The following is a 14,515-nucleotide window of genomic DNA, read 5'->3' as shown; positions in this document are numbered from 1 at the left end:
GAAGGATTCAGTTGATGAATGTCTATCATCAGTATGACAGCCTCCTGTCCGCGGAAGAGCGTGGGTATGTGGCGAAGGCGCGCGAGTTCTGTTCCGGCTCGTTCTCTGAAAGCCTGCTTACCGCGCACATGGCAGGTGAAGCTTTTCCAGAAAGATGGATCGCCGACTGGGCGGCGATCGGAATGCTTGGACTCCAGGCCAAGCGCGCCCATGGCGGGCTGGGAGCGTCCTATCTATGCAAAATCCGGGTCGCGCAGGAGATGGCGCACCACGGCTTCGCGGCGGCATTCTGCCTGAACCACCACCAAGGCGGGGCGACACGTCTTTCTCAGACCGGCACAACGGTCCAGATCGAACAACTGTTAGCTCCAGCACTGCGCGGCGAACTTCTCCTGACCACTGCGATGACCGAACCTGCAGGCGGCAGCGATGTCTCTGCGTTGACGACGACAGCCACCCCCGTTAACGGCGGCTGGACGCTGAGTGGGACCAAGGCATGGATGACGAATGGCCTGCTTGTCGGCGGACTGATCGTCCTTGCCCGCGTTGGCGAAGCTGCAGGCGCGGAAAACATCGCGAGCTTCTACGTGCCGTTTGGCGCCAGCGAGAGTGTCAAGCGCACGGAGTTACTGGTTCCGGGAGGACGCTCGTTCCGTCTTGCAGAAGTCGCGTTCGACAAGCACTTCGTCCCTGATTGGTGCTTGATCGCGCCACCGGGGGCGGCGTTGAAGGCGTCCATGGCGGCGGTGAACGGTGCGCGTGTGCATGTGGCCGCTATGAGCGTAGCTACGCTCTACGCCGCTCTATGTGAAGCGGTGGACTACTGCGAGAATCGTAAAGCGTTCGGTAAGCCGTTGACCGGGCATCAAGGCCTTCGCTGGGAGCTGGCCGAGGTTTCGGTTCGCCTCGAGGCCGCAAACGCGCTCGTTTTCCGGGCCGCCGAGCAGATTCAGATCGGTGAAAATCCTGTCGGTCTGGCCGCGCAGGCGAAGAAGTTCGCTGTCGATACCGCGATCTGGGGAATCGACCAGTGCGTGCGGATCGTCGGCGCGACAGGAGCAAGTGCGGCCCATCGCCTGAACATGCATCTCGCCGAGGTCCGGATGGCCGCCTATGCCGACGGCACCAATGAGATGCTGCTCGACCGGGTGGGCCGGGGACTATCGTCGGTTTATCCAAAATCAATCTCTTAAAAACCAAAACGGGCGGAACGATGCGAAACGTAGTGGTCAAGGACGCCGGAGCGGCCGTGGAGGGCATCCAAGACGGCAGTGCCGTCATGATGGGCGGCTTCGGTGGAGCGGGTCTTCCGCTTGGAGTGGTGAGAGCGGTGCTAGACACGGGTGTCCGCGACCTCACGCTGATTTCAAACAATGCGGGTTCGACCGAGGACGACCTGTCGCTGTGGTTCGAGGCCAAGATCGTCCGTAAGATCGTCTGTTCGTATCCGCGGGCGGCGAAGCAGTTCGCTGAACAATATCGCGCGGGGACGGTCGAACTTGAACTTGTTCCGCAGGGAACGTTGGTCGAGCGCATTCGGGCAGGGGGCGCCGGACTCGGGGGATTCCTGTCTCCCGTCGGCGTCGGAACGGTGTTCGCGGACGGTAAGCAAAAGATCGTCGTCGGCGACCGCGAATTCATTCTCGAACTGCCATTGCGCGCGGACTATTCCTTCGTGAAGGGCCATCTCGCCGACACGCTCGGCAACGTCACCTACAACAAGACTGCCCGCAATCATTGCGCGGTCATGGCGACCGCCGGACGGATCGTTGCCGTCGAGGTGGACCGGGTTGTGGAGCCCGGCGAACTTGATCCTGAAGCCATCGTCACCCCGTGCATTTTCGTCGACCGCGTTTTCGCAAGGAGCCCCCGATGACCCCGCTGTCGCGCGACGCGCTCGCACGTATGGTCGCATTGCATCTCCCCTCAGAGGGGTTCGTTAATCTCGGCATCGGCGCTCCCACACATGTAGCGGATTTCCTGCCGACCGAATCCGGCGTGATCCTCCACAGCGAGAACGGCATCCTCAATGTCGGTCCGAAGCCTGCTGTGGGTCAGGAAGACTGGGATCTCATCAATGCCGGGAAGATGCCGATCTCGCTCCGCACAGGCGGCTCTTATTTCGACTCGAGTCTGTCATTCGCAATGATGCGCGGCGGCCATCTCGATGTCGCTGTCCTTGGAGCTTTCCAGGTTTCGAAGGACGGCGATCTGGCGAACTGGTCGACTGGGGATAATGGATCACCGCCCGGCATCGGAGGAGCAATCGATCTCGCGGTCGGAGCCAAATCCATCTGGGTGATGATGGACCACACGACGAAGCAGGGGCAGCCCCGCATCGTCGAACGTTGCGTCTATCCGCTCACGGCGCGCAACGTGGTGACCCGCATCTTCACCAATCTGGCAATCATCGATATCGCAGAAGATGGTCTCGCGGTTCGGGCAATGCTTGAGGGCCTCTCGATCGAGGCGCTGCAGGAAGTTACGGCCTCGCCGATCCACGGCGCTGGTGCGCTGCAGATCATCAAGCAAGACGGGAGCGTCGTATGACGTACCGTGTGGCGGAACTGATCGCCGATAGCCTTGCTGCGCACGGCGTGGATCGCGCGTTTTGTGTGCCGGGGGAGAGCTTCTTGCCACTCCTTGATGCGCTTCATGACCGAAACGATATCGATCTGGTGACCTGCCGCCACGAGGGCAGCGCCGGTCTGGCCGCAGTTGCCGACGCCAAGCTGACAGGGCGTGCGGGCGTTGTGATGGCTAGCCGCGGCCCCGGCGCTTTCAACGCCGCGCTCGGTCTTCATGTGGCAGCCCAGGAGGCGATCCCCCTCATCATGCTGGTCGGTCAGGTAGACCGCCCCAATCTCGATAGGGACGCCGTGCAGGAGGTCGATTGCGGCCGCTCCTTCGCGGGTCTGCTGAAATGGTCGGTGCGCCTGAATTCGGCAGACCTCGTTCCGGAAATGATGGCTCGCGCATTCGCCGCGGCCCTTGCAGGGACACCTGGTCCCGTCGCGGTCGAACTGCCTGAGGATCTCCTTGCTGAAACGGCTGAAGGCCTCGCCGCCAGAACCAATGAACTTGCGCTCCCAGAACCAGGCATTGACGCCATCAAACGCGCCGCTGGGCTGATGGCCGCGTCTGAGAAGCCGATCGTATTGGTCGGCGGCGAATGCCGGACGGCTTCTTTCAGGGAAGACCTGATCACCTTCTCAGAAAAATGGAACGTTCCAGTCGTCACCCTGAACAAGATGCAGGACCAGTTCCCAAACGATCATCGTCTTTGGGCCGGCCAATTCGGCTTCTTCACGTCGCCGTCACATGCGAAGCTTCTTGAGCGCGCTGACCTAATCGTCGCGGTCGGAACCCGCCTTGGCGATCTATCTTCGCTCGGCTTCGCGTTTCCGCGGCAGTCCGAGCCGCGTCAGCCTTTGATCCATGTCTACCCGGATACTGATGCTATCGGTAAGCGATTCCGGACCGATGTCGCAGTCGTCTCGGGATCGCACGCATTTGTTTTGGCCATGCTCGCGGCACCCGCAACCTCACCAGACCGGAAGCAGTGGTTAAAAGAAACGGCTGCGGTGCGGGCGGCAACGCACGGCTGGCCGCGGGCCGGTGTTCCCTCGGAGGACGTCCTCGGACACGCAGTCGCCGCCATTGCCTCGCATTTCAAAGCGGATGGGATCGTCACGACTGATTCCGGAAACTTCGCGGGATGGGTTCATCGCATCTTCAGCCTCGCGCCCAGTACGCGGCTATTGGGGTCGGCCTGCGGAGCGATGGGAAGCGGCGTCCCCGCCGGGCTTGCCGCAAGCCTTCGTTTTCCCGACCGGCAGGTGATCGCGTTCTGCGGCGATGGCGGCTTTCTGATGACCGGCAACGAATTGGCGACGGCCGTCGATCGACGGGCGAACCTCATGATCGTCGTGTCGAACAATTGCTCGTACGGAACGATCCGTTCGCATCAGGAGCGCACGTTTCCCAACCGTCCATATGGCACCGATCTCTCCAATCCCGACTTCGCGGCCCTGGCGCGTTCCTTCGGCGCCTCGGGATTTGTGATTGAAGATGCGGAGAGCGCTCCTGGCATTGTGGGCGAGGCGATGTCAGTCCGCGGACCCGTGGTCGTCGAGGTGCGCTCCGATGTGCGCCAGACCCTCGATAAATCGCTCGTCGCAATACGCTGACGAAGAACAACAGATTTCGATCCAAGAGTAGGGAAGAACGATGGACGCCCAAGCAATGGAAAAGAAACCGGTCGTTACATCCTGGCAGGGTGTCGTACGCTTTCTGCATAAGACACCACGGGCGTTCCTGCCCATGCGCACATTCCCCGAGATCGAGCTCATCGCAAGCCGCGGGATCGATGGTGATCGCTACCTGATCGGGCAGGAGACGGGGTTCTACTCTCACAAGCCGGAGGAAGGTCGCCAGATTACCCTGTTTGAGATGGAGACCCTTGAGGCTCTCAAGCGAGACCATGGGATCGACATGCTCCCCGAGGAGCATCGTCGCAACGTTACGGTCGAGGGCGTTCCGCTCAATCATCTCGTCGGCCGACGCTTTCGGCTCGGTGAGACCATCGTCGAAGCGACCCGTCTTTCGACGCCATGTCGGCACATCGAGGAAATTCTGGGCAAACCGGTGTTCGATCCGATGATCAACCGTTCCGGCCTAAACTGTAAAATCATTGTTGGCGGTACGCTTCGCGTCGGCGATACTGTAAGGCCGATCTGATGGCGAAGGCGATCAAAACGGTATCTACCGTCGTTTCGAAGGTGGAGGATCTTGGCAACGACACCAAGCGCTTCACGCTTGTCGACCAGGACGATTGGGAGTTACCGCCATTCAGGCCCGGCGCCCATATCGACGTTCATCTGGAGCCGGGACTTGTCCGAACCTACTCGCTTTGCAACGAGCCGGACGACGATCGCCGCTACGTGATCGCCGTGAAGCGCGAGCGCGAAGGGCGCGGCGGATCCGCATTTCTGCATGATCGAGTGCAGGTCGGGCAACCGATATCCGTCTCACTGCCGCGCGGGGGCATCGCGCTCGATCCGGAAGGGACAAACGTGTTCGTGGCGGGCGGCATTGGTGTAACGCCGTTCATTTCCGCGATCCGGCATCTCGATCGCCGCGGCCAAACGAACTACGTGCTGCATTGGGCCAGCCGAGGCCAACCGGTTCTTCCTGACATGATCGCACCCGCGATCAAGGCTGGCCGCGTCCGACTTTACAATACGACCGAACAATCGAAGCCCATAATTGCTGAGATCATCGAGGAATTCGCCGGCTCTGGTTTGGCTGCCTGCTGCGGACCGGATCTCATGCTTCAGGCCTTCGAGCAAGCGGTCGCAACCTGGCCGGACGACCGCAAGCATATTGAAATGTTCACGCCGCCGAAGCTTGCCGCCAAAAGCGACGTGCCTCCGTACGAACTTTATCTCTCGGCCAGCAACAAAAACGCGGTCGTCACTCCGGACATGGGCCTTTTGGGAACGCTCGAATCGATGGGAATCGATGTCCCGGTGTCATGCGGCGGCGGCATCTGCGGCGCTTGCCGCGTGCGCTGGACGGAGGGACCGCCGATCCACCGCGACCGTGTGCTTTCGCCGACCGAACGGCAAAGCGAGCTCATCGTCTGCGTCGGAGACTGCGCGGGTCCGAGGCTTGTGTTGGATCTCTGACCGGGCGACGGCGGATCGGTACGTAGCCGGCATTTGAATTGTTGAAGGTTTGGTGCGAGAGGATGCAGGCAAGTTCAACGGGCAAGCCGATCAGATGACATTGAATCTCAAATTTCTTCGCGTCCAGAGCGGAATGACGCTGGAGCAATTGGCGATGGACACCGGTTTGACCCGTAGCTACCTCTCGAAACTGGAGCGTGGCTTGTCATCGCCATCGATCGGTTCCGCGATCAAGATCGCTGAGGCACTCGGGACGACCCTAGACCAGTTCTATGGACAGCCCGACGACAACGACCCGGTGACCATCGTGCGCGCCAGGAACGGCAAAGCTGGGGTCACGGATAACTATCTATCGCTCGTCGCCGGACTGTCCGATGAGCGCACGATGCGCGCCTTCATCGTCCGGCCGACGAAAACTGCCAAACACGGGCGCATCATGAGCCACCATGAAGGAGAGGAAATCCTGTTCGTTCTCACGGGCAAGATCGAACTCGTTATTGGCAAGCGAAAAGAAGTCCTAAGCCCCGGCGACTGCGTGCAGTTCGATTCAACTATACCCCACAAACTCACGCAGATGACCTCGGAGACGGCGTCGGCACTTGTCGTAATTGCGAACAAAACTGTTCCTTAATTGGACAATCTTCGGATTTAGGTCGAAGCCTTTGCGGCTGCGATGATCTTCATGGCATCGGAGACAATGCGATCGCCTTGTTCGCTCAACCTTTGATCGCTGTCTCGCTGTTCGCGGTTCTGGCTCAGTTTCGAGGCAGATCGAACGGTCCTGTCTTTTGACGCAGTCGCGTAAGTGGCGAAATCGTCGCCTTACGGCACACCACCGAATTAAAGACAGCGACTCAGAATTTAGAATCAGGAGTTCAACCGATGACCAATGTGGCGCCTGCGACGGAAGCCCCGATGACATTTGAGAATGTCGTACTCAGTCCGCAGAAGGAGATCGTCCGGGCGTTTTACAAGGACATGTGGGATCACGCGAACGTCGATCTGATCCCGCAGATATTTCATGAAGACTTTACGTTCCGGGGCTCTCTCGGACCCGTGTTGGTCGGGCACAACCAATTTTCCGATTATGTTGCCTGGGTGACCGGCTCCCTGCAGAATTATACAACCGACATCCTGCTGATGGTCGAGGAGAGCAGTCTCGTTACTGCCAAGGTCCACTTCCACGGCATTCAACGGGAGCCGATGTTTGGTCTGCCGGCGACGAACCGACATGTCGGTTGGCTCGGCGCACCGGTGTTCAAATTTGAAGCAGGAAAGGTACGCGACCTGTGGGTGCTCGGCGACATCCATGGACTGCTTGGCCAGATCTGCGGCAATGACGTTGCGCCGTCAGAATTCGTCACGTCGTCGTAATAAATTCAGGTGGCGCGGCGCGCAAACAGAAGCGTTGCACCTAATCCGCACATGATCGCTCCCGACGCTTGCCGCATTCTGACGAGCAGTGTCGGATGACCGGCGAAGTCCGACCTGACCTTGTCCGACCAGTAGGCTACGGCAAGATCGACTCCCGTGTTCAGCGCGACCGAAATCAACCCGAGGACGATGAACTGCATCGCCACGCCCTTCGCTGGGTCCACAAATTGCGGAATAAAAGCGAGAAAGAACGCGGCGGTTTTGGGGTTGAGTGCCTCGACCAAAATGCCCTCCCGGAACGCTCGCCCTACGCCTGTTTTCCGCACCACGTTAGGATTGACGTTTCGCGCGCCGCGCCACGACTTCACCCCAAGCCAGATAAGGTAGAACGCACCGACGATCTTAAGAACGGTAAATGCCTCTGCGCTCGCCATAACCAGCGCGGAAATGCCAACGGCACCGCCGATAACATGAACAAGGCCGCCCAGACCGAGGCCCGCGCTGGATGATAGTCCTTCTTCAAGCCCGCCGTCCAGCGTGCGTGCTGCGATGTAGAAAATGCCCGGGCCGGGGGTGACCGCTACCAATAAGGCGATGGCGATGAAGGGAAGGAACACTGCGAGGCTGGGCATTTGAACACTTAGGCAAGGTGATGGGCTGAAGTTCGGCGTGGTGGAGCGCTTATCGTCACGCAACATCAGCGCAACCTTCACGTAGTCTATGTGTGAGCCGTGCGTGTTTCAACTACACGACGGAAATCGTTCTCCGGAGATGATCCAGATATTCTCACAAATTAAGTAATTCTGGTCCATTTCAACATCGGCCGGCTGACGGCTTGATTGCTTGGCGGATGTCCTTCGGATGCACGTCACCATAGATAAATTGCATGCTGCGTCGATGGTTCTTGGCGGATTCTTGTCAGCCTGACATCGGCCCGTCCGCTCGCGCGCGCTGCATCCGGAAAATCATTCTAGGCGGGATAGAAGAACCTGCTCCATTCAGAGCTTCGCCTCGACACTCGTGATCGCTCGATTGATCTCGCCAACGTGCGTGGCCGCGACGACCTTTGTGAGCAGATAGCGCCGAGGCATGCCAGCCTGGGCGAAGGACGATTCGGTTGACTTTCACGCGATCGAAATCCCCAGCGGAACAACGCGCCACATCATCGGCAGAATGCGGGCTTCCGAGATCGCGCCGGGTGCTCCCATGTTCACGTCACGGGCATGTAGGGCATCACAGTGCCGCGCGCCCTGTCGACGAATGAAGTACGCCTAACCGTTATCGACTTCCGCGGCGTACTTCTCGTTCGACCCAGCTTGCGGGGGAGAGCTTGGAAATTCGGCAGCTTGCCTATTCTGTTTGCTGATCCATCCCGCCGCTTGAGCAGCACATTTGTCTATGCACGTCGAGTTGCAGAAATCCCCAATGGCCGTGGCGATCGATACGAGTACGCTCCTCCCGAATAAAGGGGGCTACCATGATGACGAAATCGAACCTGCTATTGACGCTCTGCGGCGCTTTTGCCTTGAGCACCCTAATCGCCGCGCCTTCTGTCGCGAAAGACGTCGTGAAGCTCGCATTCATCGGTCCATTGTCTGGTGGCAACTCGGCGCCTGGCCTCGGCGGCCGCAATTCAGCGACACTGGCGGTTCAGCAGCGCAATGCGGATCCCGCAGCAAAATACACCTACGAGCTCGTCACCTTCGACGATGAGTGTAAGCCGAACGTTGGTATCCAGGTGGCGACGAAGGCGGCTTCGGACAATTCGATCGTCGCGGGCGTCACCCATTACTGCTCCGCCGTCGGTATTGCTACGGTCGACACCTATTCGCGCTTCGGACTTCCCGTCGTGGTGTGGGGCGCGATCCTGCCCGAGATCACTTACGGCAACGACTACAAGGAAATTCATCGCGTTAACGGAACGATGATCAACGAAGGCAAGCTGGCCGCGGACTTCCTTACTAAGCAGGGCTTCAAGAAATTCGTGGTGATCCATGACACCACCGACTATGGCAAGGGCCAGAACAAGTATTTCGCCGAATACCTCAAGCCGACCGGCGGCGAAATCGTTGGCACCTTTCCGGTTAGCCCTGATCAGCAGGATTTCACTGCCGAGCTCACGAAGATCAAGGAGCTCAAGCCGGATCTGATCCTGATCGGCGGTCTCACGCCGCTCGGCGTGCGGTTGCGGTCGCAGATGGACCGCGTTGGCGTCTCCGCGCAACTGGCAGGCGTCTCGGGCATCATGACAGCAGGTTACCTCGAAGGCGCTGGCGTAGCCGGAGAAGGCACGATCTCGTTCCACAACGGAGCGCCACTCAGCAAATATGCGCAGGGTCAGGCCTTCCTCGACGCCTACACCAAGGCAGGCTTCCGCGAAGACCCGGATGCGTACGGACCCTTCGCTTATTCGGCAGCGAGCCTCATCATGGATGCAGTCGAGAAGGTTGGAGCCGACCGCAAGAAGGTCAAGGCCGAGCTCAACACGACCAAGGGCCACAAGGCGCTTATCGGCGAGATCAACTTCGACGATCACCGGCAGAACATCGTCACCGCCAACGTGTACGTCGTGCAGGACGGCAAGTGGGTCTACTGGCCGGACAGCGACTATGCGTCCGGCAAGAAGAAGTTGGCCAAGAACTGATCGAGCCGGGAGGTCACGGCGGGAAACATCCGCCGACGCCTCCCTGGTAGGACCTCGTATGAATTGCCCAGGATAAGTGTGATGGATCTCGGTATCCTCGCCCAGCAGCTCTTCAATGGCCTGATGCTCGGCGTGATCTATGCGATGATCGCCGTCGGCTTCTCGCTGTTCTTCGGCGTGCTCGACGTGATCAAATTCTCCCATGGCGACGTCGTCACGGTCGGCGCGTTCTCCAGCCTCGGCGCCATCGGCGTGGCAGGGGGCCTGGTGACCGTGTCGCCCGCGCTTGCCCTCGCCGCCGGCCTTGTGGCGGCCGTGGGAATGGGTTCGCTCGCGGGTGTCATCATCGGTCGCCTCCTGGTGCTTCCATTGCGCCACGCGCCAGCCGTCAACGTCCTTCTTGCCACGTTGATGGCCGGAACGGTGCTGCGCGAAGCCATTCGGCTCGGCGTGCCGAACGGCGGAAACCCGAAGCCTTTTCCGGCATTGCTGCCGAGCGGAAAGATCGCGACGGGATCCTTCAGCGTCGGTATCGACAGCGTCATGATCCTCTGTGCCGGCTTGCTTCTGGTGCTCGCCACGCACCTTTTGATCACGCGTACGCGGCTCGGTCTGTCGATCCGGGCCGTAGCGCAGGACGGCGAGGTGGCTCGGCTTTCGGGCATCGATTTCCAGCGCGTCGTGCTCGGTACCTTCGCGCTTGGCTCCGGCCTCGCGGCGTTCGCCGGCTGCATGTTGGGCCTCTACTACCGCGAGATCAACTTCAACATGGGCGTCCTATTGGGCATCATCGGATTCGCGTCGGCCGTTATCGGCGGACTTGGTAGTCTGCTTGGACCGATTCTTGGCGGCTTCCTGTTCGCGGGCGTGCAAACCATTGTGGTCGTCGTGCTGCCGTTTTCGAGCGCCTACAAGGACGTCGTTGCTTTTGCGGCCATCATTGTGTTGATCGCCATCTTCCCGACCGGCCTTATCGCCGAACGACGCAGCGAGCGTGTTTGAGATGAGCAGTATTCCTGCCTCCGTAGCGCCGTTGTCGGTTGCGCCCCTGCAGCGCTACCCAAGGCTCGTTGTCGTCATCACAGTCTCGCTGCTATTCATCGGTGGCGGATTGATGATGCATTCCGAGTCGCAGGTGCAGGTGCTCAGTCTGCTAGTCGTGTTTCTCGTAGCGTTCGCATTTGCCGACCGTAGCCGGGTCGGTCGTGAAGTCTCGGCGATCTGCGGCGACCAGGGCGGTTTCGCCAATGGTGTCGCCCTGATCGGCGCGCTCGCTGTCGCGGCGACGTTCCGCGAGGAGCATTACACGCTGCTGATGCTCGCCACCGTGGCTCTGTTCGCCACAGCCTGCATCGGGCTCAATCTCCAGCTCGCCTTCGCCGGGATCGCCAACTTCGCCGGCGCCGCCTTCTTCGTCATCGGCTCCTATACGGCAGCGGTCCTGACGGCGTATTCCGCCGTTCCGCATCTCGCCGTCCTTCTCGTCAGCGGCGTGGTGACGGGCGCGCTCGGCGTCATCCTGCTGCTGCCAGTCCTGCGGACCCGGGGACACTACGCAGCGCTCGTCACCATCGCCTTCGGGTTGCTGCTGCGTAGTCTGCTGGAGGTCAACGATACATTCGGTGGTCCACAGGGCATGAAGATCAAGGGCTTCTCGCTCTTCGGCTTCGATTTCAGCCGCACGACAACGGTCGGGCCCTGGGACGTCTCGTTCTATCTGCCTTACGCCGTGCTCGCGATCGGGCTGTTCGCGCTGGCCTTCACCCTGGTGCGCAGGCTGGAACGATCCTGGATCGGTATTGCGCTCGACACCGTGCGCAGCGACGAAACCGCAGCGTCGGTATTCGGCCTCTCGATCGCACGTTGGAAGATGGTGGCGTTCCTGATCGGCAACGCGATTGTCGGCGTCGCCGGCGCGGTCTACGGCATGATGAACGGCTTCGTTACGCCGAACGGCGCTGGGCTCGGCGAGTCGCTGTTGATGCTGTCGATCATTGTGCTCGGCGGGCTCGGCAACTTCTGGGGCGCTGTCGTCGCTGCCATCATCATCCTGGTGATCCCGGAAAAGCTTCAGGCGATCCAGGAATATCGCTTGATGATCTTCGCGGCGCTCGTGCTGTGCATCCTGTTGTTTCGGCCCTCGGGCATCCTGCCGCGTTCGTTGCGGAATCTGTCCCGGTTCTCGGATGCGAATGGAGGACGCCCATGAATTCTGCTCTGCTGGAATGCGGCGGCCTGACGATGCGGTTCGACGGCCTGGTCGCGCTGGACGGGCTGGACGTCCAGGTCGGCAAGGGCGAGACCATCGGTCTCGTCGGCCCCAACGGTTCGGGAAAGACCACGTTCTTCAATGTCGTGACCGGTCTCTATACGCCGTCGGCCGGCTCCGTGCGCCTGGGCGATATGGATCTGTTCGCCAAATCGCCGCAGGTGATCGGGCGGTCCGGCGTCGCTCGCACGTTCCAGCGCTCGCGGCTGATGCTCGATCAGAGCGTGTTCGACAACATCGTCGTCGGGGCGCTGTCGCGGCTCGATCTTGGGCTTGTGACTAGCCTGTTCTGCCGCGCCCTCTGGCGCGCCGAGCTCGATGCCATGATCGACAGCGCACGGTCGCTGGCGCGTCGGTTCAATCCGGCGATTGCCGACAAGCTCTTCCAGCCGGCCGGTGCCTTCACGATGATCGACCGTCGGCGCATCGAGATCTGCCGGGCGCTCATAGGAACGCCGCGCCTGTTGCTGCTCGACGAACCGTCCGCGGGTATGACGCATGACGAGACGCGGCAGTTGATGGACGATCTGCTGGCATTCCGCTCCGAGATGCCGGATCTTGCAGTCATTCTGGTCGAACACGAGATGGACGTCATCCGCAGGGTATCCGACCGCTGCGTGGTTCTGAATTTTGGCCGCAAGATCTTCGAGGGATCGTTCGACGATCTCATCGCAGACGCGGAAGTCCAGACCGCCTATCTGGGAGGCGACGCATGACCCCAACCACGGCTACCCGCAAGCTGTCCGTCCTGGGAATCACCGCCGGCTACGATCGCGCGGACGTCCTCAAGAATGTCACCGTCGAAGCCCAGCCCGGCAAGGTCACGTGCATTCTCGGCGCCAACGGCGCCGGGAAGAGCACCTTGATCAGGGCCGTTCTCGGCCTCAACCGCGTGCGCAAGGGCGAGGTCTATTTCGGCGGCCATGCCATCGCCAACATGCCGACGCACAAGGTTGCCGCGCTCGGTATTGCCACCGTGCCGGAAGGCAATCGCGTGCTGCCACGCATGACCGTGCTCGACAACCTCAAGGTCGGTGGGCTCCTTGTGCGCGACAACAAGCGCGTTGCCGCACGCATGGAAGAATTGTTCGAGACTTTCCCGCGCCTGAAGGAGCGCCGCGGCCAGCTCGCCGGAACGCTCTCAGGCGGCGAACGGTCGATGCTCTCGATCGCGCGTGGCCTGATGACAGACCCGGAGCTGGTCGTGTTCGACGAGCCGTCGCTCGGTCTCTCGCCTTTGTTCGTGTCAGAAGTCTTCGCGATCGTCCGACGGTTGAAGGCCGCCGGTCTCTCCATTCTGCTGGTCGAGCAGAACGTGCGACAGACGCTAGATGTGGCCGACTACGGCTACGTCCTTGTGCAGGGCGAGGTGGTCGCGGAAGGCGACGCGGATACGCTCAAACAGAACGCCGAGCTGCACAAAGCATATTTCGGTGTCCACTAATCAAAACGAACCTCAGGGAGGATAGAATGGGTATTCAGGTTTACGACCGCGTGAATCCGCTGCGGAAGCCGAAGGGATTCGAACCGGTGGTGCAGCGTTGGTCGGCGGGTTTCGTCAACAGTTGCGAAACGCTCTGCGTCGCCTTCCACGGCATCCAGGGCAGGGACGCCGCCACCGTCTATGCGTCGCCGTTCTTTCGTTGGATCGAGGCCGCCATCGCGCTGCCGAACGGACCGACCGTCCACGATCATGCATGGTTCACCGATGCCAATGGTCTCTACACGCACATCGTGGCGGCTTATTGGGTCGATCGGCAACGCCGCGACGCCTGGATCGACGATCCGCACGTGACGACGTGGTGGAGTGACGAAGCGCGTCTGAGCGAGCCGACGGGATACTTCCGCGAGAGTGTGACGGTGCCGGTTGAGAGGCAGGAGACGCTTTATTGGCAGGACTATCCCGCCGGCCTCAGCCGATCGCCGGATGTGGCGGTCTATCCGACGCCGTATTGCGGGTACTACGGCGCGATGCGGGACCGGATACCCTTGGCCGCGGTCGATGCATTGGCGCCTTCCATCGCCGATCTGCCGGAACCGGTCGAGCGCCCGACACGGTCTTCGCGCTGGCGCATCGCGACGCCGGATAATTTCACGATGATCCGATCGGCGGCCTATTGGGGACGGTGCGACCCCGCGCAGACCGAAGACTACATGCGCGACCTGCGCGCGCCGCTCGAGCGCGGCATGGATTATCTCCGTGAAAGTCCCGCCGCCACCGGGTGCTGCTCGTTGCGATTCCAGCAGACTTGCGACGCCGTCGGGAAGCCGGAACTCGAGACCCATGCGCTCGGTTACTTTCTGTCGCTGGGTCACATGGAAAATTGGGCCGAACGCCATGCCTCGCACGAGGCGATCTTCACCGCCGCCATCGCGCGCTACCGCAAATTCGGCAAGGCGAACCAGCTCCGTACATGGCACGAGGTCTTCGTCCTGCCCGAGCAGGGACAGACCTTCGAATACGTCAACTGCGCGCCAGGCACCGGGCTGTCGAGTTATTTCGAGGGCGAGCGACTGGGCTGACAACCGCCCAGGCTC

15 protein-coding genes are annotated in these 14,515 nt (G+C 60.8%); 14 read left to right on the top strand and 1 reads right to left on the bottom strand.

Translation table 11 applies throughout. The features are described 5' to 3' along the window. Nucleotides 1-14: 14 nt before the first annotated feature. From AC1DUY_RS04665 to AC1DUY_RS04630, 8 genes are all read left to right on the top strand, one after another. Nucleotides 15-1,193, top strand: coding sequence for an acyl-CoA dehydrogenase family protein (locus AC1DUY_RS04665; RefSeq protein WP_478112573.1), 1,179 nt, complete (start codon nucleotides 15-17; stop codon nucleotides 1,191-1,193). 32 nt (nucleotides 1,194-1,225) lie between these two features. Next, a complete protein-coding gene (locus AC1DUY_RS04660) occupies nucleotides 1,226-1,876 on the top strand; it encodes a CoA transferase subunit A (protein WP_478112571.1) in 651 nt (216 codons plus the stop codon). Continuing rightward, entirely contained in the window at nucleotides 1,873-2,550 is a 678-nt protein-coding gene (locus AC1DUY_RS04655) for a 3-oxoacid CoA-transferase subunit B (RefSeq protein WP_478112569.1), read from the top strand. The genes AC1DUY_RS04660 and AC1DUY_RS04655 overlap by 4 nt, the downstream gene beginning before the upstream one ends. Further along, the gene (locus tag AC1DUY_RS04650) at nucleotides 2,547-4,190 is read left to right on the top strand and encodes a thiamine pyrophosphate-dependent enzyme (protein WP_478112567.1); all 1,644 of its coding nucleotides are present in this window, start codon (nucleotides 2,547-2,549) and stop codon (nucleotides 4,188-4,190) included. The genes AC1DUY_RS04655 and AC1DUY_RS04650 overlap by 4 nt, the downstream gene beginning before the upstream one ends. A gap of 40 nt (nucleotides 4,191-4,230) precedes the next feature. Next, nucleotides 4,231-4,740, top strand: coding sequence for an MOSC domain-containing protein (locus AC1DUY_RS04645; protein WP_478112565.1), 510 nt, complete (start codon nucleotides 4,231-4,233; stop codon nucleotides 4,738-4,740). Beyond that, nucleotides 4,740-5,690 (top strand): PDR/VanB family oxidoreductase, encoded by a 951-nt coding sequence (locus tag AC1DUY_RS04640; protein WP_478112563.1) that lies wholly within the window; start codon nucleotides 4,740-4,742, stop codon nucleotides 5,688-5,690. Before AC1DUY_RS04645 ends, AC1DUY_RS04640 begins: the two co-directional genes overlap by 1 nt. Before the next feature lie 94 nt (nucleotides 5,691-5,784). Next, nucleotides 5,785-6,321, top strand: coding sequence for a helix-turn-helix domain-containing protein (locus tag AC1DUY_RS04635; protein ID WP_478112561.1), 537 nt, complete (start codon nucleotides 5,785-5,787; stop codon nucleotides 6,319-6,321). A 284-nt stretch (nucleotides 6,322-6,605) separates the two neighbouring features. Then, nucleotides 6,606-7,064 carry an ester cyclase gene (locus AC1DUY_RS04630; protein WP_478112559.1) on the top strand — a complete coding sequence of 153 codons (459 nt, stop codon included), beginning with the start codon at nucleotides 6,606-6,608 and terminating at the stop codon, nucleotides 7,062-7,064. Nucleotides 7,065-7,069: 5 nt separating this feature from the next. Here AC1DUY_RS04630 and AC1DUY_RS04625 read toward each other — a convergent pair whose 3' ends face one another. Beyond that, a complete protein-coding gene (locus AC1DUY_RS04625) occupies nucleotides 7,070-7,696 on the bottom strand; it encodes a LysE family translocator (protein ID WP_478113361.1) in 627 nt (208 codons plus the stop codon). 845 nt (nucleotides 7,697-8,541) lie between these two features. Between AC1DUY_RS04625 and AC1DUY_RS04620 the strand changes: the two genes are divergently transcribed. The 6 genes from AC1DUY_RS04620 to AC1DUY_RS04595 all read left to right on the top strand — a co-directional run bounded on the left by AC1DUY_RS04620 (nucleotide 8,542) and on the right by AC1DUY_RS04595 (nucleotide 14,500). Next, the gene (locus AC1DUY_RS04620; protein WP_478112557.1) at nucleotides 8,542-9,708 is read left to right on the top strand and encodes a branched-chain amino acid ABC transporter substrate-binding protein; all 1,167 of its coding nucleotides are present in this window, start codon (nucleotides 8,542-8,544) and stop codon (nucleotides 9,706-9,708) included. A gap of 81 nt (nucleotides 9,709-9,789) precedes the next feature. Next, nucleotides 9,790-10,710 (top strand): branched-chain amino acid ABC transporter permease, encoded by a 921-nt coding sequence (locus AC1DUY_RS04615; protein WP_478112555.1) that lies wholly within the window; start codon nucleotides 9,790-9,792, stop codon nucleotides 10,708-10,710. A 1-nt stretch (nucleotide 10,711) separates the two neighbouring features. Then, nucleotides 10,712-11,917: a branched-chain amino acid ABC transporter permease gene (locus AC1DUY_RS04610; protein WP_478112553.1), complete on the top strand. Its 1,206-nt coding sequence runs from the start codon at nucleotides 10,712-10,714 to the stop codon at nucleotides 11,915-11,917. After that, the gene (locus tag AC1DUY_RS04605; protein WP_478112551.1) at nucleotides 11,914-12,693 is read left to right on the top strand and encodes an ABC transporter ATP-binding protein; all 780 of its coding nucleotides are present in this window, start codon (nucleotides 11,914-11,916) and stop codon (nucleotides 12,691-12,693) included. The genes AC1DUY_RS04610 and AC1DUY_RS04605 overlap by 4 nt, the downstream gene beginning before the upstream one ends. Continuing rightward, nucleotides 12,690-13,421, top strand: coding sequence for an ABC transporter ATP-binding protein (locus AC1DUY_RS04600; protein ID WP_478112549.1), 732 nt, complete (start codon nucleotides 12,690-12,692; stop codon nucleotides 13,419-13,421). Before AC1DUY_RS04605 ends, AC1DUY_RS04600 begins: the two co-directional genes overlap by 4 nt. A 26-nt stretch (nucleotides 13,422-13,447) precedes the next feature. Further along, nucleotides 13,448-14,500 (top strand): phenylacetaldoxime dehydratase family protein, encoded by a 1,053-nt coding sequence (locus tag AC1DUY_RS04595; RefSeq protein WP_478112548.1) that lies wholly within the window; start codon nucleotides 13,448-13,450, stop codon nucleotides 14,498-14,500. Nucleotides 14,501-14,515: the final 15 nt, after the last annotated feature.

It is taken from the genome of Tardiphaga sp. P4_G1, from assembly GCF_056401215.1.
This window is presented reverse-complemented; position numbering and strand designations above follow the sequence as displayed.